At 38.2% G+C, this 18,145-nt stretch carries 18 protein-coding genes and 2 pseudogenes; 6 read left to right on the top strand and 14 right to left on the bottom strand.

Annotated features, from left to right (window positions below; all coding sequences use genetic code 11):
• The 5 genes and pseudogenes from D8877_RS09355 to D8877_RS09370 all read right to left on the bottom strand — a co-directional run.
• Positions 1 to 155: helix-turn-helix domain-containing protein (locus tag D8877_RS09355; protein ID WP_142998690.1), on the bottom strand; the 155-nt coding region annotated here is incomplete at its 3' end.
• Positions 156 to 385: 230 nt separating this feature from the next.
• Positions 386 to 844: pseudogene (locus tag D8877_RS09360) on the bottom strand (alpha-amylase family glycosyl hydrolase); the annotation flags it as partial.
• Positions 811 to 906: pseudogene (locus D8877_RS12340) on the bottom strand (transposase); the annotation flags it as partial. The pseudogenes D8877_RS09360 and D8877_RS12340, both read right to left, overlap by 34 nt.
• Before the next feature lie 382 nt (positions 907 to 1,288).
• A complete protein-coding gene (locus tag D8877_RS09365) occupies positions 1,289 to 2,629 on the bottom strand; it encodes a hemolysin family protein (protein ID WP_125353140.1) in 1,341 nt (446 codons plus the stop codon).
• 151 nt (positions 2,630 to 2,780) lie between these two features.
• The gene (locus tag D8877_RS09370; protein ID WP_125353142.1) at positions 2,781 to 3,905 is read right to left on the bottom strand and encodes an AI-2E family transporter; all 1,125 of its coding nucleotides are present in this window, start codon (positions 3,903 to 3,905) and stop codon (positions 2,781 to 2,783) included.
• A 74-nt stretch (positions 3,906 to 3,979) separates the two neighbouring features.
• On the opposite strand from D8877_RS09370, the gene D8877_RS09375 reads away from it, so the two are divergent.
• From D8877_RS09375 to D8877_RS09395, 5 genes are all read left to right on the top strand, one after another.
• Positions 3,980 to 4,774 carry an ABC transporter ATP-binding protein gene (locus D8877_RS09375; protein WP_125353144.1) on the top strand — a complete coding sequence of 265 codons (795 nt, stop codon included), beginning with the start codon at positions 3,980 to 3,982 and terminating at the stop codon, positions 4,772 to 4,774.
• Positions 4,771 to 6,333 carry a glycosyltransferase family protein gene (locus D8877_RS09380; RefSeq protein ID WP_125353146.1) on the top strand — a complete coding sequence of 521 codons (1,563 nt, stop codon included), beginning with the start codon at positions 4,771 to 4,773 and terminating at the stop codon, positions 6,331 to 6,333. Before D8877_RS09375 ends, D8877_RS09380 begins: the two co-directional genes overlap by 4 nt.
• Before the next feature lie 111 nt (positions 6,334 to 6,444).
• Positions 6,445 to 6,819, top strand: a complete 375-nt coding sequence (locus D8877_RS09385; protein WP_125353149.1) for a hypothetical protein — start codon at positions 6,445 to 6,447, stop codon at positions 6,817 to 6,819.
• Positions 6,820 to 6,889: 70 nt separating this feature from the next.
• Entirely contained in the window at positions 6,890 to 7,951 is a 1,062-nt protein-coding gene (locus D8877_RS09390) for a DMT family transporter (protein ID WP_002909120.1), read from the top strand.
• Between the two features lie 180 nt (positions 7,952 to 8,131).
• The gene (locus tag D8877_RS09395; protein WP_002909119.1) at positions 8,132 to 8,896 is read left to right on the top strand and encodes a class I SAM-dependent methyltransferase; all 765 of its coding nucleotides are present in this window, start codon (positions 8,132 to 8,134) and stop codon (positions 8,894 to 8,896) included.
• 539 nt (positions 8,897 to 9,435) lie between these two features.
• On the opposite strand, the gene D8877_RS09400 is transcribed toward D8877_RS09395, so the two are convergent.
• The 7 genes from D8877_RS09400 to D8877_RS09435 all read right to left on the bottom strand — a co-directional run bounded on the left by D8877_RS09400 (position 9,436) and on the right by D8877_RS09435 (position 15,782).
• A complete protein-coding gene (locus D8877_RS09400; protein WP_002909118.1) occupies positions 9,436 to 10,212 on the bottom strand; it encodes an ABC transporter permease in 777 nt (258 codons plus the stop codon).
• A complete protein-coding gene (locus D8877_RS09405; RefSeq protein ID WP_002909117.1) occupies positions 10,199 to 11,152 on the bottom strand; it encodes an ABC transporter ATP-binding protein in 954 nt (317 codons plus the stop codon). The genes D8877_RS09400 and D8877_RS09405 overlap by 14 nt, the downstream gene beginning before the upstream one ends.
• Positions 11,152 to 11,748, bottom strand: a complete 597-nt coding sequence (locus D8877_RS09410) for a TetR/AcrR family transcriptional regulator (protein WP_002909111.1) — start codon at positions 11,746 to 11,748, stop codon at positions 11,152 to 11,154. Before D8877_RS09410 ends, D8877_RS09405 begins: the two co-directional genes overlap by 1 nt.
• A gap of 239 nt (positions 11,749 to 11,987) precedes the next feature.
• On the bottom strand, positions 11,988 to 12,539 hold the full coding sequence (gene mnmM, locus D8877_RS09415) for a tRNA 5-(aminomethyl)-2-thiouridylate-methyltransferase MnmM (protein ID WP_002905895.1): 552 nt from the start codon (positions 12,537 to 12,539) through the stop codon (positions 11,988 to 11,990).
• A complete protein-coding gene (gene mnmL, locus D8877_RS09420) occupies positions 12,533 to 13,480 on the bottom strand; it encodes a tRNA modification radical SAM protein MnmL/YtqA (RefSeq protein ID WP_125353151.1) in 948 nt (315 codons plus the stop codon). Before mnmL ends, mnmM begins: the two co-directional genes overlap by 7 nt.
• A 59-nt stretch (positions 13,481 to 13,539) precedes the next feature.
• Positions 13,540 to 13,839: an MGMT family protein gene (locus tag D8877_RS09425; protein ID WP_185760212.1), complete on the bottom strand. Its 300-nt coding sequence runs from the start codon at positions 13,837 to 13,839 to the stop codon at positions 13,540 to 13,542.
• A gap of 599 nt (positions 13,840 to 14,438) precedes the next feature.
• Complete coding sequence (locus D8877_RS09435) at positions 14,439 to 15,782, bottom strand: MATE family efflux transporter (protein ID WP_125353153.1); 1,344 nt, start codon at positions 15,780 to 15,782, stop codon at positions 14,439 to 14,441.
• Between the two features lie 341 nt (positions 15,783 to 16,123).
• Here D8877_RS09435 and D8877_RS09440 point away from each other — a divergent pair, with 341 nt between their 5' ends.
• Positions 16,124 to 16,696: a TetR/AcrR family transcriptional regulator gene (locus D8877_RS09440; protein ID WP_125353155.1), complete on the top strand. Its 573-nt coding sequence runs from the start codon at positions 16,124 to 16,126 to the stop codon at positions 16,694 to 16,696.
• Positions 16,697 to 16,902: 206 nt separating this feature from the next.
• On the opposite strand, the gene D8877_RS09445 is transcribed toward D8877_RS09440, so the two are convergent.
• Positions 16,903 to 17,553 carry a phosphatase PAP2 family protein gene (locus D8877_RS09445; protein ID WP_125353157.1) on the bottom strand — a complete coding sequence of 217 codons (651 nt, stop codon included), beginning with the start codon at positions 17,551 to 17,553 and terminating at the stop codon, positions 16,903 to 16,905.
• On the bottom strand, positions 17,543 to 18,100 hold the full coding sequence (locus D8877_RS09450) for an ECF transporter S component (RefSeq protein ID WP_125353193.1): 558 nt from the start codon (positions 18,098 to 18,100) through the stop codon (positions 17,543 to 17,545). The genes D8877_RS09445 and D8877_RS09450 overlap by 11 nt, the downstream gene beginning before the upstream one ends.
• Between the last annotated feature and the right edge of the window lie 45 nt (positions 18,101 to 18,145).

Consider the following 18,145-nt stretch of genomic DNA (forward strand, 5'->3'; position numbering starts at 1 on the left):
TCGGCAGAATATTTATTTGGACACCGTTTGATTTCTCGGCTAATTGATGAACGGTGAAAACCTAACTTAGTTGCAATATAGGACAGATTAAAACCTGCTTCAAGATATGCTTCTATCTTTAGCCGATCAATTATGGTAATATGTAAGTAGCCCATAGGATCTCCTTGTGTCTGTTTGTGTGGTTACTTACAGTTTACACGATTTGAGAACCTATGGGTTTTTTGTTGCACTATATTTTACAATTTATCATAAAGAAAAGAATCAAATTTTGCAAAGGCTTTCTCAAAATTCTGTATTACTTTCTCTCTCTTCAGAAAAATACTTGTCTAGGCTGGCCCAACACATAAAAAAGAATCTGGAATTTTTTCCAGATTCTTTCGAGACTTTAGTTTTCCCCTACTAAGATTGCCAAGGTTTCGTATGGCTGCAGGGTCATCACATGGTCAATCTGAGTCTTGCCGTAATTGGATAGGAGAACCTGACCATTTTGATAATCTGGCAGGATGTCCACCGTAATCGGATCAGCATAGAAGTTGTTAAGGACTAAAAGCTTTTGTCCTTGCCACTCCCGCTCAAAGGCATAGACCTGAGGACTGTCCTCATAGGCTGGCTGATAGCTGCCCTCTGCGATGATAGGCAGTTCCTTACGCAAGGCAATCAATTTCTGATAAAAGGTAAAGATTGGTCCCTTGATTTCATTTTCCACATTGATAAGAGGATAGGATTTGCCCACCTTCAGCCATGGAGTTCCTGTTGTAAAACCTGCATTGACTGAATCATCCCACTGCATAGGCGTCCGAGAATTATCACGAGATTTAGCCTTGATAATCCTGAAGGCTGCTTGAAGCTTTGTCCTTGCTTTCTTAGTTCATAGATCTGAACTTTATCTTCATAACTCAATTTCATAATAAAACACCCCAAAAGTTAGATTTTTTCTGTCTAACTTTTGGGGTGCAGGTCACCAGCTGGCTGAGGTGGTTTCTTTTCTGAGTAGTCTAAGGCTGCTTTGTTTTGGAGCGACAAAGAGCCTCAAAATTTCTTTATACTTGTTTTAGGAGATTTATATGAAAAAATTAGTTAAGGGTTTCTGCTGCTTTTTAAAATTTACTGATTCTTATTACTTCCTTTCCTACTTTTGCGCCTGTGAGAATGTCAATACTTGCTTATCATATAGGGTAACTTTAGATGTCATTGGACTGTCCTCATTTCTATTTTGATGCTATTAGTATAATCCCAAAAACTTAAGACAGACTTATAAAAAACTTGAAGGAAACTTAAAAGGCTGAGTTTATTTCTCAGCCTTTTCTGCTTCTTCAACAATTTCTGAAATTTCAACCTTAACCTTCGTAACACGGCCATTTTTTACCTTGTCATTGGTTAAAATGAGTTGCTTATTTTGGCTTTCGACTTCGTAGCTAATGCGTTCTTTCGGATCTGGAATAGTCCCTACACAAGTCAAGTAATAACCAGCAATCGTATCCACATCGTCGCTTTCGATTTCGACTTCAAAGTATTCATTAAAGTCATTGAGGGTCATGGTTCCTAAAACAATGTAGGTATTCTCACCGATTTCATGGACTTCGATTTCAGCCTTGTCAGTCTCATCGTCAATCTCACCGACAATCTCCTCCAAGAGGTCTTCCAGTGTGACCAGACCAGCCATACCACCATACTCATCCAAGAGAATCGCCATTTGATTTTGCGTATTGCGCAGCTCCTTGAGCAAATCATCGACAAACATAGTTTCCGGTACAAAGAGCGGCTCCTGAAGAATCTTGCGCAGAACGATATTGTCAAAACCATTGACGAATCCTTCATTAAGCAGTCGCTTGGTATGAATCAGACCGATGACATTGTCCTTGTCTCCATCATAGACGGGAATCCGCGAGAAGCTCTGTTTGAGAATGCTTTCGATGATTTCCTTGGTGTCGTCCTGAATGTCTACCATAAAGGCATCCGTCCGTGGCACCATCAGTTCACGCGCCATCAGCTCATCCAGAGAGAAAATCCCCTGCAGCATCTCAATTTCGTCCGCATCCAAGGTCTCTTCGCTCTTAGTCAGCATATACTCAATCTCGTCCCGGGTCATCTTTTCGTCTGCATCATCAAACTTCATCGGCGTTATCCGGCTCAGCAGGTTGGTTGATGCTGACAGCAACCAGACGAAGGGGCTGACAATCTTGCCAAGAAAGATAATGACCGGTGCAGCCCGCACAGCTAGATTGTCTTTCAGGTTCATGGCAATACGCTTAGGATAAAGCTCACCCAAAACAATTGAAATATATGTCAGCAAAATCAGAGCCAAGAAAGTTCCGATAGCACGTGCAGTCTCGGAATTTCCCATCCAAGAAGAGAAAAGTTTTCCCAGATTATCCGCAAAGCTGGCCCCAGACAGGATATTGATAACCGTAATCCCAACCTGAATAGTTGATAAGAAGTTATTGGGGCTCTCTAAGACAGCTAAGAGCCGGATATACTTGAGGTCGCCCTCTTCAGCCTTTTGCTCCACACGCGCCCGATTGAGCGATACCATTGCCATCTCAGCAGCTGAGAAAAAGGCATTTAACAAAGTCAATATAAACAGTAGTAAGGCTTGCCATAACATATTCTGACTGCCAGGGTCTTCCATTGATTCTTTCTCCTCGAAATGTATAAGTAAATCTGATTATATCATATTTTTAAATTTAGTGCACAGGAAATGAAAATAAGACGGAAGGCCTTCCTTCCGTCTTATTTTCTAATCTTGAGACTCTGGAATCAATCGATTACCAAACTCATCCTTATTTATTAATAATCCCAAATTCTTCGTTCTTCTTCTGCTGCTGGGCATCCTTGTGATTGTCATAGAGATTGGCCAAGAACTTGGCGATTTCTTTGAGGATAGAATAGGTCGGGATTGCCACAATCATCCCTAGAACGCCATAGATATTGCTGGATAGAAGCAAGAGCACCATGATAGTAATGGGATGGACTTTCATCACACCACCAACGATACGGGGATAGAGGATATTCCCATCTACCTGCTGGATAATCAGCATGTAAATCAAGGCCGCCACCATCTTCTGAGGATCGGTAAAGGCATACGTAATGACCATGGGAATCAAGCCGATACTCGGTCCTACATAAGGAATCAGATTAGCAAGACTGGAGAAAATAGCAAAGACCAAAGCGTACTTGAGTCCAATCACGCTATAGCCAATATAAGCCAGAGCACCAATAATCAGGGCATCGATTGAAATTCCGCTGATATAGCGGGCAACAGTAGCATTGAGATTGGTCAGCAAGCTAGAGATATTGAGCTTATCGCGCTTGAGGACTGTCCGCTCCAGCATGGGCAAAAGCTTATGGCCGTCCATGAGGAAGTAAACCAAGAAAATCGGCGTCATAATCAAAATCATCAGCGTATTGACAACTGCCGACAGAACGCTGCCCAGACTGTTGGTCACACTGTTGAGAATATTCTGCAGAATATCCACATAAGACAGGTTGAGCTGCTGGATAGTGGACTGGATATTCAGATTTCGAAAGAGCGGATTTTTAGACAATTGATTGACAAAACTTTGAATTTCCCAATAAAGGCCTTGTGTGGAATTAATTAAGCTGCTCAGCTGATTAATCAAAATCGGCAAGAGATAAATAACGCCCAAAGCAATTAAGCCAAACAAAAGGCTGAGCGTAATCAGAATCCCAATCATTCGGTTGATTTTGAGCTTCTCCTGGAGAAATTTCACCAGCGGATTGGTGATATAGTAAAGGAATCCTCCCACAAGAAAGGGAATCAAGATTGTATTCACAACGCTAACAATCGGGGTTATCATATCCCCCATCTGGCGCCAGATAAAGAAGATAATCGTTAGCAAAAGGACCTCGCTGGTCCAAAACATCAGCTTACTTTTATGAAACATTTGACTCCTCCTATCAGTTATTTTACCATAAATTTTGTTATAATAAAGGAGATTTAACGAAAGAAAGAGTAAAAATGGAAAAGATTATCAAACTGGAAAATGTAAGCTTGGCTAAACAAGGCCGAACCATCTTAAAAGATCTCAACTGGCAGGTGAAAAAGGGAGAGCATTGGGCCATCCTCGGCCTCAACGGTTCTGGAAAGTCTACTCTCCTGCGCCTGCTCATGGCTGAACATTGGAAGACCCAGGGCAAGGTAACAGTTCTCGGTACTGAATTTGGTGCCGGCGACATTCCTCAGCTGCGAACTAAGATTGGAGTAGTCGGCTCCTTCATTTCTGAACGACTACCCAGCCATCTCAGTGCCGAAGAAATCGTCCTGACAGGCAAGTATAAAAGCAGTATTCTCTACGCTCCTTACGGACAAGAAGAGCTGAACCAAGCTAGGGAAATGCTGGCCTCCATTGGTGGACAAGATTTGATTGGCCGAAGCTACGCCAGTCTGTCTCAAGGGGAGAAACAGCTCTTGCTGATTGCGCGCAGTCTCATGGAAAAGCCAGAACTGCTTATCTTAGACGAAGCGACCAGCGGTCTGGATCTCTTTGCCCGCGAGCGTCTGCTGGATCAGATTGGTAAGATTACACAGATGAATCAGGCTCCAACCATCCTCTATGTCACCCACCATGTAGAGGAAATCACTGCTGCTATGGATCATGTCCTGCTCCTAAAAGAAGGTGAAATCATAGCTCAAGGTCCTAAAGAAAACATTCTTCAAAAAGAAGTCATGGATCGCTTCTATCCTCAGCCAGTCGAGCTGATTGAGCTGGGAGAAGACCGCTATTTCGTCAAGGTGGAGGTCAGGTCCTCATGAAGCAATTTTCTAATACCATCTTCAATCTGGGCTACTTCCTTATTCTGACCATGACTGCGATTGCTTTGCTTTTCCTGTCTGGGCAGATTCTGCTGTCCCACACTTACATCCCTTTGAGGATTGCAGAAGGAGTCCAATTCGTCAGTAATCCTTGGTATTTCTACCCTATACTCTTACTCTTTCTCCTCAGCCTCTTTTTAATCCGGCCTCTGTTGGAAAAGGTTCAGACCAAGCATCTTTTTTGGTTTCTGTCCCTCATCTTTATAGCAGCAGCGATTTTTCTGATAACGGCCTACGATGGCCGCATCCGAGCTGACGCCAAGCACGTTTTCAATGCAGCCCTAGCCTTTAACCGAGGAGATTACAGCTCGCTGACAACCGTCGGAAGCTACATGTATCGTAATCCCCATCAGTTAGGACTGATGACTCTGGAGCGACTTTATGCTTTTATTTCTCCGACGACTCAATTTGCCTTTAGCATGAATGTCGTCTGGACTTTACTCAGTCATTTCTTGATTTACAAGATTACTGCCCTGCTCAATGCCAGAGAAATGATTCAGAAATACACGATTCTACTGACCTTTCTCTTTTTACCACAGCTCTTTTTCATCCTCTTTGTCTACGGTACCATTCCCGGGCTCTTCTTCTGTCTGCTCAGTCTCTATGCTTTTATCAAGCTGGATCAGAAAGGAAACCTGCTCTATGCCTTGCTGGGAGCCGCTAGCATCAGTCTGGCCTGCCTCCTGCGCAACAACTACATCATCTTTGCCATTATGCTGATTGGAGTCTGCTTCCTGTCCATCTTTTACAAATGGTCTTGGAAGAAACCCTTAGCCATCATCCTGATTTTAGCTGGCATCCTTCTTTCAAATAAGGGTCTGACGGCCTACTATGAGCAGCTGATTGGGGGCAAGATTGGTGTCGGTACCCCAAAAATCGCCTACATCACTATGGGCCTGCGGGATGATCCCAATCGGCAGACCTTAGGAGGCTGGTACGATGCCTACAATACCAAGATTCTCAAGCGAAACAAATATGATGAAAATTTGGCTACAGAAATGGCCACTCGGGATTTGAAGGATATTTTGATTCACTTCAGTAAGCATCCTGCTTATGCGCTCAAATTCTTCTACGAAAAGGTCAAGTCGACCTGGACTGAGCCGACTTTTCAGTCTATTTGGACTGGGCCTCAGATTGAGCGCCAGCAATATATGAAGCCGGCTGTCCTGCGCAGCATTTATGAGGAAAGAAAAGGTTATCAGATTGTTAATTTCCTGCTCTTAACCCTGCTAGCTAGTATCTATCTGCTCTCCTGTTTCTTTATCCTGCATAAATTTTTCGTCGCCGAGGAAAAGCTAACGCCTTTTGACCTCTATCCCTTCATCTTTCTCTTGGGGGGCGGCCTCTTCCACTTCTTCTGGGAAACCAAGAGCCAGTATGTCTATATCTATGTCCTCCTTCTCATCCCTTCCGCCGCTCAATCCTTAGTCGACCTGAGCGATTGGTGGAAGAACAAAGGAAAAGGGAAATCAACAGACCAGCTTGAGAAAAAACTATAAAACTTGAACACTTGACAAGAATTCCTTATAATTTTATAGGATTGTTAAGTGACACAAAGTTGAATTTGTAATTAAAATTTTTTGTATTTTGCGAAGGGAGGATAGTGATTTATGTTTTCAATATCAGGTGCAGTATTATTTGGAATTATAGCAATTATGACAGTTCTTGTTGCTTGCGGTCTGCCTTTGGGCGAATATACAATGGGTGGACAACATAAAATCTTACCTAAGAAATTTAGACTTGCGGCAGTCATTTCGGTAGCTATTCAAATTTTTGCCGTGATCATTATTTTGCAATCCGGAGGTTTTATTCCCCTGTGGCTGTCTTTCAAGGTTACTAAATATATTTGTTTCTTCTTTGCCGCTTACCTATCCTTGAATACGATTATGAACATGATTTCAAAAAGTAAGAAAGAAAAATATGTTATGACTCCGATTTCACTTATAGCCGGAATATGTTTTTGGATAACAGCATTTCAGATGTAGCATGTGAAATGAGGATCATCTACAGTGCGTTAAATTGAGAATTTATCTAAAAGGAGTTGATTTATTAAATATGGATAAAAGCAGAAAATTTATAGCGGTAATTTTAGCATTGCTTGCGGCTATTTTTTATGCAATAAATACACCATTTTCTAAAGTGCTTTTAAATAAGATTCCACCGACATTGATGGCATCTTTTCTATATTTGGGAGCTGGAACAGGTGTAGGTATTATGTACTTGTTTCATAGGAAAGTCGAAGAAAAGTATGAAAAGTTAAATAAGGCAGATTTACCTTATACTGTTGGAATGATTGTCCTTGATATTGCGGCACCTATATCCCTTATGATTGGTATAAATATTGGTTCAGCCTCAAATGCTTCACTGCTAGGTAACTTTGAAATTGTAGCAACAACAATTATTGCTCTTTTGATATTTAAGGAGAAAGTAACATCAAAGTTGTGGATTGCTATTGGATTTATCACAATATCAAGTATAGTTCTTTCATTTGAAGGGGCTGAAAGTTTCAAGTTTTCATTAGGTTCATTGTTTGTTATACTGGCAACTTGCTGTTGGGGACTTGAAAATAACTGCACTAGAAAAATTTCAGATAAAAGTACTTATGAGATTGTTTTACTAAAAGGTTTTTTCTCTGGTAGCGGTGCATTTATAGTCGCCCTTATTTTGGGAGAAAGAATTCCTGAAATGAAATATATAATGGCTGCTTTGCTACTTGGATTTGTGGCATATGGGCTCAGTATTTTTATGTATATCAGAGCACAAAGAGATTTAGGTGCTACAAAAACTAGTGCATATTATGCTGTAGCTCCGTTTGTAGGAACTTTTTTAGCATTTATAGTAAATGGAGAAAAACTTACTTTGGTATATTTCATTGGTCTTGTTTTTATGATAATCGGCAGCGTAATTGTTGCATATGATACAATGGTTAAACGTCACAGTCATAGTCATTCTCACATAATTGTTCACACGCATGATGGGAAAACACATACTCATATTATCACGCATGAACATGAGCATAGTCATTTTATATTAGAGGAAAAGCATAATCATAATCATAAACATAAAGATTATATGAACAGCAAAGAACATAAATTGATACATGAAAAGAGATTGTAAATTTATAAAAGTGCTGTATTTGAAACATAACAAATTAAAGTTTCAAATAAAATAAAAATTAAAAATTAAAGCAAGATTAAAATAGTTCAAGAAATTAGAAATTTGTAGAGGTGAGAAAAATGTAATGGCAACCTATTCAACTTAAATCGAAATAATATAAAATTACGTGGAAATTATAAGATGAACAATTATATAAAATTAAATGAAGATAGATGGAATAATGTAAAAAATGACTATACTGAGCCATTGACACATGAAGAATTAGAAGAAGTTAAAAATAATCCAATTTCTGTTGCATTAACTGTTGGGAAAAAAGTTCCAACAGAATGGTTTGAAAAAGCCAACGGAAAAAGGATATTAGGTTTAGCTTGTGGTGGTGGACAGCAGGGACCCGTTTTTGCTGCAAAAGGTTATGATGTCACCATAATGGATTTTTCTAAATCACAATTAGAAAGAGATGAGTTGGTTGCTAAAAGAGAAGGATTAAAAATCAATACAATTCAAGGCGATATGACAAAATCATTTCCATTTGAAAATGAAACCTTTGATATTATTTTTAATCCAGTTTCAAATGTATATATAGAAGATTTAGAAAATATGTATAAAGAAGCCTCTCGAGTATTGAAAAAGGGAGGACTGTTAATGGTCGGATTTATGAACCCTTGGATATACATGTATGATGCTGACATTGTATGGGACAAGCCTGATGAGGAATTACTTTTAAAGTTTTCAATACCTTTTAATTCAAAAGAGCTTGAAGAGGAAGGCAAGATAATCATAAATCCAGAATATGGATATGAATTTAGCCATACCTTAGAAAGTCAGATTAGAGGACAACTTAAAAATGGTCTCGCTATGATAGATTTTTATGAATCGTGTGACAAAAGACATAGATTATCACGTTATGGAAATGACTATATAGCTACACTCTGCATTAAACCATAATATTATAGAACATGCTTCAGGAGAATAGCTCATTTTATTTTCCTTAAGGGTTAAAATCTAAATCTCAGTTTGTATAATTGAATATAACGATTTGAGAAACAGTAAATCACAAAGGTTTACTGCTTTTTTGCTTATTTTGAGAAGTCATAACCACCCGTGAAAACAGGTAACTTGTACACCGGCTATATGCAATTTCCCTCCAGCGACGTCTAAAGAAGTTCGCTGAACATTGCTCGGGGCAATGCTATGTTCGTTTGACTAATGCCCGTAAAAACAGGCTTTTATCTTATTCTAAAACTGCCATCTGAGAACGGTTTGACACTTAACTTATCAAAGACAAGGTCATTTTTTCCCAATCACGTATATTAGAAACTATCTTTTCATTTAGGCCAACGATATTCACATAGTCCCCTCTCCCCCAAAACTTTCGATTGTCATAATATAACCCCTCTTGTTTTTCAATCTGAACAGGAGGGGTTGTTTTGAATGGAAATGAATAAGACTTAGTTTTGTGTTATTAGCATTTTCATCACTTCATTTTAATCGTAATCAGCATACCTCCACCAAGCTATTGTTGCGATAAGACCTAGAATACTTACCCCAAATAAACTGACAATGCTCCCAAAATTCAATAGTGCTTTTCCTGCAATACCACTTGCGAGTGCAGGAATTGCCCATGGAATGTATTTCCCAAAGTTAAGAGCAGAACCAAGCTGAGAAAAAATAATAGTAAAAATGATAAATGCCAATGGTGACAAATATCCCCGGCCTAAACAAGCAAAAAGAGCTACTGGAGTAGAGAGTATGATTGTAAGAGTAGTACAAAAACCAAAAGTAAGTACACCTTTGAAAATCACCGTTAAGCTACCGCCTTCAAGTCCAATCAGATTGCCAGCTAATAATCCCAATAAAAGTGCAAAAATTGATAGAATATAGCTCCATAGAGCGATAACGATAAACTTGGATAATACGATTGTATCTCTTCTTATCGGGAGTGCTAATAGGTCAATCATCGTTTTATCAGAATATTCTCTACCAAAAACCCAAGATGCTGTAAATCCAAAAATGAGCAATCCCCCAACAGAAATGACTTGTGATATGGTCATTAAGTATGACGACCAATCTGTTATCCTCATCATTTCCATTTTTGCAGAAATCAAACCAAGATTTTTGAAATTCTCTGGATATTTCATCATAGTTGCAAACAAGCCAACAATAAAAGGAACTAAACAGATAGAACAAGCAGTTACGATGGAAAGTTTTGATTTTATTAACTTTCTCCATTCAATTAAAATACAGGAACTAAGCTTTTTCATTCGAGATTCCTCCATTATAGTCATTCAGTATTCTTAAGAAATAATGCTCTAAATCTTCTTTTTCAACAATCAGTGATTTAGGTGGATAACCTGCATTGACTAGCAATGTAGCAACATCTTCCGGGCATTCCACAGATTTTGTATCAATTAGTTCTAAGAAATTGATATTATTTTCTGTGTCTGATTGAATGTTTACATGATAGCCCTGGTTAGATAATACTTCTTTCATAGCCTTATTATTAGAACCACTTACTAGTAACTTCTTTTCTAAGTACTGCTCTAATTCATTGCTTTCAACTTCTCTTATAAGTCTGCCCTCATGTATAATGACTATCCTAGTAGCAATTTTAGATATTTCCTCTAGATTATGACTTGAAATAAGAACAGTTGTACCTAGATGATTCGCCAATTCCTTTAACAGTTCTCTCACTTCAATAACTCCAAAAGGATCTAATCCATTTGTCGGCTCATCAAGAATTAGAATTTTAGGTTTATGAATAATCGCTTTTGCAATTCCTAAACGCGCAACATTTCCTAAAGAAAGATGCTTCTCCTGTTTATGTTCATATTGCTTTAGTTTTAATTTTTCAATTACCCAGTCAATATTATCTTTATTAACCCCTCTTAATTTACCAACGATTTCTAAATTTTCTCTCACCGTTAAATCCGGATAAGAATAAGGCGTCTCAATAATATAACCTATTTCGTTTCGAAGTTCTAAATTATTCAGATCTAACTTTTTTCCTTGAATATAGCATTCTCCTGATGTAGATTTTATCAATCCTAGCATCATTCTCATCGTCGTTGTTTTCCCTGCACCATTCAGTCCTAAAAACCCTACTATTTCACCAGGTTTTATTGATAGATTCAAGTTGTTGACAACATTTTTTGTTCCATATCTTTTAGAAAGGTTTGCGGTTCTAATTGCTTCTTTCACCATTACCTATCCTCCTTAGTAATTTGCTCAACAATTCCTTGTATGACTAACTTCAATGTAGTATCAAATTGTTCTTCACCGATTTCCTCGATGTGTAATATAGTCATAGCAATCGTTCTAAATAAAGCAGAGACGATTTCTACCGATACATTTTCTCTAATATTGATTCGGGATACAATTTTTTTTACCATCCTATCATCTATCAGATGATGATTTGTTATCGCCTCTTTCGGCAATTTTCTTATGAGTAATTCCATTTCATGATTTTTAAATATGGTATACATAAATGAATAGCGAAAATCTTGATAAAAATCATAAAGTAACTGTACAAGACGATTTGTATCTATCTTGACTTCCATACCTAATTGTTCTGTCAGGTGATTCATAACATCTATTTGATATTCTTCTAAGACCGCAAAAAATAACATTTCCTTTGAAGAATAAAAATTATAAAAAGAACCTTTGGAGATATCCACCATTGCTGCCATTTGGTCAACTGTGGTTTTCTTAACCCCATATCTTTGAAGGCATTCCTTTGCAACTTTATGTAATTTCTTTCTAATTACTTCTTTTTCTTCAGCAGTAAAAGCAGTAGCCATAACTTCCTCCTAAAAACATTGTGACGTTTTTTGTTTTTATAGTCATAGATTATCATATAAACTGAAAAATGTCAAAAGTCTTATATCTTCTATGTAAGAAAATATAAGATTTTAAATTTACACACACCTTAATTATCTTCATTTAGACCTGATTATTCGATTTTCACGATTTAAAAAATAAGGATACAGTACTGAAAGCTCCTATTATCTGGCTTTTCTCTCTGTATCCTTATTGTATCTCAAGTTCCTTCTCTCAATTTTTCAATCATGACCAAAAAAGGCGGATTATTAATCTGATTGATGGTCTTGTAGAGGGCAACAGTGAAATCCTGCTGAGGCAGTTGACTGACAAAGTCTAGGACCGCATCTTTTTCAACTTCGCCACCTTCATGCCCGTAGTAAATCATGATAGCTGCGCGGCCGCCTTTTTCTAAGCCCCAACAGACCTTTTCCAAAGCTTCCAGCGTCGTATCTGGTCGGGTAATGACAGACTTGTCCGCCGAAGGCAGGTAGCCAAGATTAAAAATAGCAGCCTTGAAATGGTCTGTGTATTGGTCCAGGGTCTCATGGCCAGCCAAGATTAGCTGAGCATTGTCCAAATCCGCTTCCGCCAAGCCTTGGCGGGTCTTTTCCACAGCCTGCTCCTGAATGTCAAAAGCATAGACCTGCTTGGCCAACTTAGCCAGAAAGAGGGTGTCGTGCCCATTCCCCATAGTAGCATCCACCACGATATCTTCCTTGGTCACCACTTCTGCCAAAAAGGCATGGGCCATCTGTAAGGGTCTTAACATACGAATCTCTGCTCCTTTGCTTTACAGCCTTGCCTGCTGCCACGGCGACGCATTTCTGCCTCGATGGCATTGAGAACTTCCCATTTATTGAGGCTCCACATAGGGCCAATCAACATATCTCGCGGAGCATCGCCTGTGATTCGGTGGATGACGATATGCTCGGGGATAATCTCCAGCTGGTCGCAGACGACGGAGACATACTCCTCCTGACTGAGCAGCTGCAGTCGCCCCTCATGATAATCCCGCTGCATGCGGGTATTGGTCATCAAGTGAAGCAAGTGGAGCTTGATTCCCTGAATGTCATTGTCCGTCACACAGCGACGGACATTCTCCAGCATCATCTCATGGGTCTCGCCCGGCAGGCCATTGATCAAGTGAGAGACAATCTCCGCCTTGGGAGCCAGCTTACGAACTCGCTGGACCGTCTCCACATAGAGCTCATAAGAATGGGCACGATTGATGAGGTCCGAGGTCTCCTCATAGGTAGTCTGAAGGCCCAGCTCTATAGTCACATGCATACGCTCAGACAGATCAGCCAAGTAGGCAATGGTCTCATCAGGCAAACAGTCCGGCCGAGTTCCGATATTGAGTCCAACGACACCTGGCTCGTTTATGGCTTGCTCATACCACTCACGGATCACTTCAAGCTTCTCATGAGTATTAGTGAAGTTCTGGAAATAGACCAGATACTTACGAACATCTGGCCACTTGCGGTGCATAAAATCAATTTCCTTGTAAAACTGCTCGCGGATGGGCGCATCTGGTGCCACAATAGCATCACCAGAGCCCGAAACGGTACAAAAAGTACAGCCTCCATGCGCTACCGTACCATCCCGATTGGGACAGTCAAAGCCCGCATCAATGGGCACCTTAAAAGTTTTTTCACCAAAAAGTTTGCGATAATAATCATTCAAAGAATTGTAAGATTTCATACCTTTCATTCTACCACAAAAAATAGCTTAGAAACAAAAATTCCCTCTTTCACAAAGAAAGAAGGAAATCACCGCTCCCACAAATAGACTTTCAAATCCACACAGCCATTAGTCTTCAAGTCCACTCCCTCCGCCCAGAGCAAGTGTTTCTGGTCTTCCCAACCAGGTGTGAGACGCCCTGCTGCATTGACCACCCGATGGCAAGGATGCTTGCCGTCATAAAGCTCCGACTGACTGAGAATCTTTCCCACCAAGCGGGCATTTTTTGGCCGTCCAATCAAACGAGCAATCTGACCATAGGTCGCCACGCGCCCAGAGGGAATGCTATCAATAAGGGATAAAACTGCCTGTATGATTTCTTGATTCAAAACGGAAATGGCCCTCCTTTTTACAAAGTGGATCAAAAAGGCCAGAACACTATCCTTCGATTTAGAAGCTATATTATAAAGCCTCTTTCATTGATGATGTACTCATATCATTTCCGAGCAACTTCCATTCCACTTATAGATATAAAGCCTCCTTAACCTTCAGTCCATGGCAAGATCGTTCCTAAGATAGAAGCAATCGAAACTTACTTCTACAGCTTTATTGATTAGCTAACTCTCTAAAAAACTTCCAATAATAAAGGTTTAAGAAGTTATAAGTTTTTATACATTCCATTCTACCACAAAATCCGGCAGTAACTCGAAAAATCCCTTCTTCCATAAAGAAAAAGGGATATAATTATACTCAAAAAATATATAAAACAAAATATAATCAATCTACAGATTTTAATGCTTCTAACATGTTTACATTTTTTAAACGGAAATTTACTACAAAACCTAGAATAGATAAAATTAAATTATCTCTTTATAGATATACATCGTCTCTCTTATCTATTTTGAAATTGATATTATTATTAGCGACAATCTCGCTGTCTCCTGATTTATATCGTTTAAAAGAATTACACGTCTCTATATAGGTCATTTTATGCCTCCATAATTTTTCTTAATTTAGTCATCATAAATTTTAGCCAAAACATTATAATCACAAGTATCAAAAAATCTGAAATAAAATAAGAGGACCACAGACCAGTTATTCCAAACAAAATTGGTAAAAATAACGCTAAAGGTATTTGAAAAATGATCTGTCTCAGAATAACTAAAAAAGTAGATATCCGCGAGAAAGAAATATATTGAAAATAGTTAGTTCCGATATTTATAATTCCTTGTACAGGTAACGAAATCATAACAAGTCTTAAGGCTGTACTAGAAAACTTTATAAATTTCGGATCGCTTGAATTAAACAGTGTAGCTATTTGCGCTGCAAAAATTTGAATTACAAGGAACAAGCACAGAGAAAAAATTGTGCTGATTATTAGTGAAAGACTAAGTGATTGCTTTATTCTACTATAATTTTTTGCACCATAATTAAAACTAATTACAGGCTGAACTCCATTTGTAATAGCATTCATCAAAGAAATAATATAGCGATAGATTGAAGAAGTTATAGATAAAGCAGCAATACCATAAGTACCTGCATAATCAAAAGCAACCCTATTATATAATATCAGTAATATCACAGATATGACCGTTGTAAGAAAGAATGGCAACCCCATTGCAATAATTTTATTGATAAGCTTTTTATCAATAAATAATAAGCTCTTCAAATCCATTTTTAAATCGTTAGATTTTCCAGTGTACTCTCTGAATGTCAAGATAAGTGCAGCAAGATTAGCCAGAACTGTAGATAAAGCTGATCCAAAAAAACCAGTATGAAATACAAGAATTAGAACTGCACCAGTCCCTGCATTCACAAGAAATGAAATAGCATTGATATGTAAAACTTCTTTAATCTTACCTTGAGCCCGCAAACAGTACAAAAGAGTGTGTGAGACAAAATATATAGGTGACCCAATAAGAAATGTAAGGCAAAATTCCTTAACATAATGATACAGTTCTTGTGGTGCCCCAAAAATAATCAATAAGCCTTCTAAGGAAAACCACAAAAGTATCGACTGTAGAATTGATAAAATTAAAGAAACTTGGATAGAGGAATCTAAAATTAATCGGGCATTTTTGTAATCCTTTTTGCCAAGTGAGATTGTCAACAAGGATGCTGTTCCTTCGCTTGCTAGAGCTGAAAAAGCATAGACCAAAGCGTATATCATAAATGTATATGTATTAGCGGAATTCCCCTCAAGCCCTAAGGTCTGTCCAATGAATATGCCATCAACTAAATTATAAGACCCACTTACTATTGCTGTAACTAATGAGGGAATAATTAGTTGAACTAACAGTTTTTTTACAGATATATTTTCTAATTTATTCATGACTATGTCTCATTTGTTCAAAGCTCTTTCTATTCCTAAAGATTCTTCCAGTCATATACTCTTTTAGAAAACATTTCCCAATTTGATAAAGAGCATAGACACACTATAAATTACATAATAACATTTTCATTATACTGCTTCCAGTACCAAAAATTTACAAAATGTAGCCAAAATATCTCGCTTTTACAGAATAATCAAAAACAATTTAGAAAATTTTTTACAAACTGTAATTTTTTTGTTAGTATTGAATCTAATTAATTATACTTAGACTAAAATAATTTTTTAATAATAACAAATAGAAGTACTAGGCTACATATTGACTGACAAGGAGAATAACGGCAATGACCAAAGATACGCGAGAAAATATTATCACTGCTTTCTTTCGACTTTCTGAAAAATATCCTGATAAATCTAACTTTTCTTTTTCTGAGATTGCAGAAGAAGCAGGTATAGCGAGACAAACAATCTATAAAAATCATTTCAACTCTCCTAACGAAATAATTGAAGCTATTCATCATGACATTGACGAACGAATAATGTCAAAAATGCTAGATTTTGTACCAGGTTCAAATGGATCCGATAATGCTCTTTTTATTGATTTCCTTGCTTCTGAAATAATACCATTAATTTATGAGAATAGAATCTGGCTAAAATATCTTTATTCAACTGCAGCTGATCCTAATTGGGAACTTTTTTTAAAGAAACAATATAAGACTTGGATCAGCCAAAACATTCAACTGTCTAGTAAAATGGGTTTATCTAAAGAGTTTACTGAAGAATTACTTGTTAATTATACTCTATCAATTATAAAGTCATGGATTACACAAGCAATTCCAGAATCTCCTGAAGTCTTTTCTAAAAAATTCAAATCACTTTGCAATCTATCTATTCAAGATATTATGCAAAATGCTTAAAACTAAAAAAAAACACCAAATGAACTACTTACCATGTTTATTTGGTGTTTTTCAACAATTCAATTATAACTCATTTTTTAACGGCCAGTGTATGATAACTGTAAATCCAAAACTAAGTTTGAATTCTAAAACTCAAGAATTATGCCATAGATGATTTTTCGACTCTGTAACTCTGTTCTTATTGATTATTCTTATCAAAGTAAACGCTATTTCTGCTTTCCCTTGAAACGCCACTGAAAGCGCAGCTTGTCATAAAAGGGAAATTCGATATTGAGAATGGCAAAGCCCATCAAGGCTCCTCCTATTACATCTGTCGGGTAGTGCACGCCCAGATAGACTCTGGATGCCATAATCGTGAAGATAAAGAGCAAGAGCAAAGCTTGCACCAAGCGCTTGATTTTTTGGTTTTGAATCCGTTGCTGGACAATGATAATCAAGGTCCCAACAACAATAGCTGTCGCCATGGAATGTCCGCTAGGGAAAGAGTAACCGCCCTCTTTGACCAAATGCGAAATACTGGGCCGACTTCTTTGGTAAACGAGTTTAATCAGCTTAATCAAAATCCCATGTAAGACCAGATTTCCCGCCAGCAAGGCAGCTTCCAGCTTCCATTTTTTGTAAAGGAAAAAAAGGACAAGAGCCGAAACCCAGATGATAATTCCCACTGGATCAATCACACTGGTTACAAGTTTGAAAAAAGTCGTCAAAGCTGCAGGCAAGTCTCCCCTCAACCAGATCTGAATCGGGGTGTCAAAGCTGGTCAGCTGCTCAGGATAAAACTTGACCATGTAGCCTAGCATGACGAAAAGTAAAAGGGCAAAAGAGCCCTTTGTTAGATAAGATTGTTTATTTTTCATAGCGTTTTAGGACGGGCTGCAAGAGTTTGTATATTAGCCAAAAGACGAGAGCCCAGATCACTCCTTCTAATAGGTTAAAGGGGACAATCATGGTCAGCAGATACTTGGAAAGACCGTATGTTTTATAAATATCAAAACCTGCAAACCTTGCAAAGAGAGGCACAGCATAAATGACATTTAGAATGATCATAGTAATCGTTAGACCAAGTGTTGCTACCAAAGAAGCCTTTACATAGTCAAACAAGCTCTTTCTTTTTTTCCACAAGAGGGAAAAAGCACAAACAAAGACTGCTACAGCCAGTATATTCATGGGTAGACCGATTAGAGTGCCTACGCCATTATTATTCAAAGCCAGCTTTAAGACAGAGCGAATCATGAGCACTGCCAGAGAGCTTTTTAAATCCAAGACTACCAAAGCCAGTAAAATCGGAATAATTGAAAAATCCAACTTTAGAAACTCGGTTATCAAGGGAATCTCATAAAGCATGAGTAGAAATGATAGAGCAGATAAAACTGCTACAATCGCCAACTTACGAGTATTTGTCATCACAGGTTCCTCCAATTTATAAAAATTAGAGAAGCCGGAAAGGCC

It is taken from the genome of Streptococcus sanguinis, assembly GCF_003943735.1.
Taxonomy (GTDB): domain Bacteria; phylum Bacillota; class Bacilli; order Lactobacillales; family Streptococcaceae; genus Streptococcus; species Streptococcus sanguinis_E.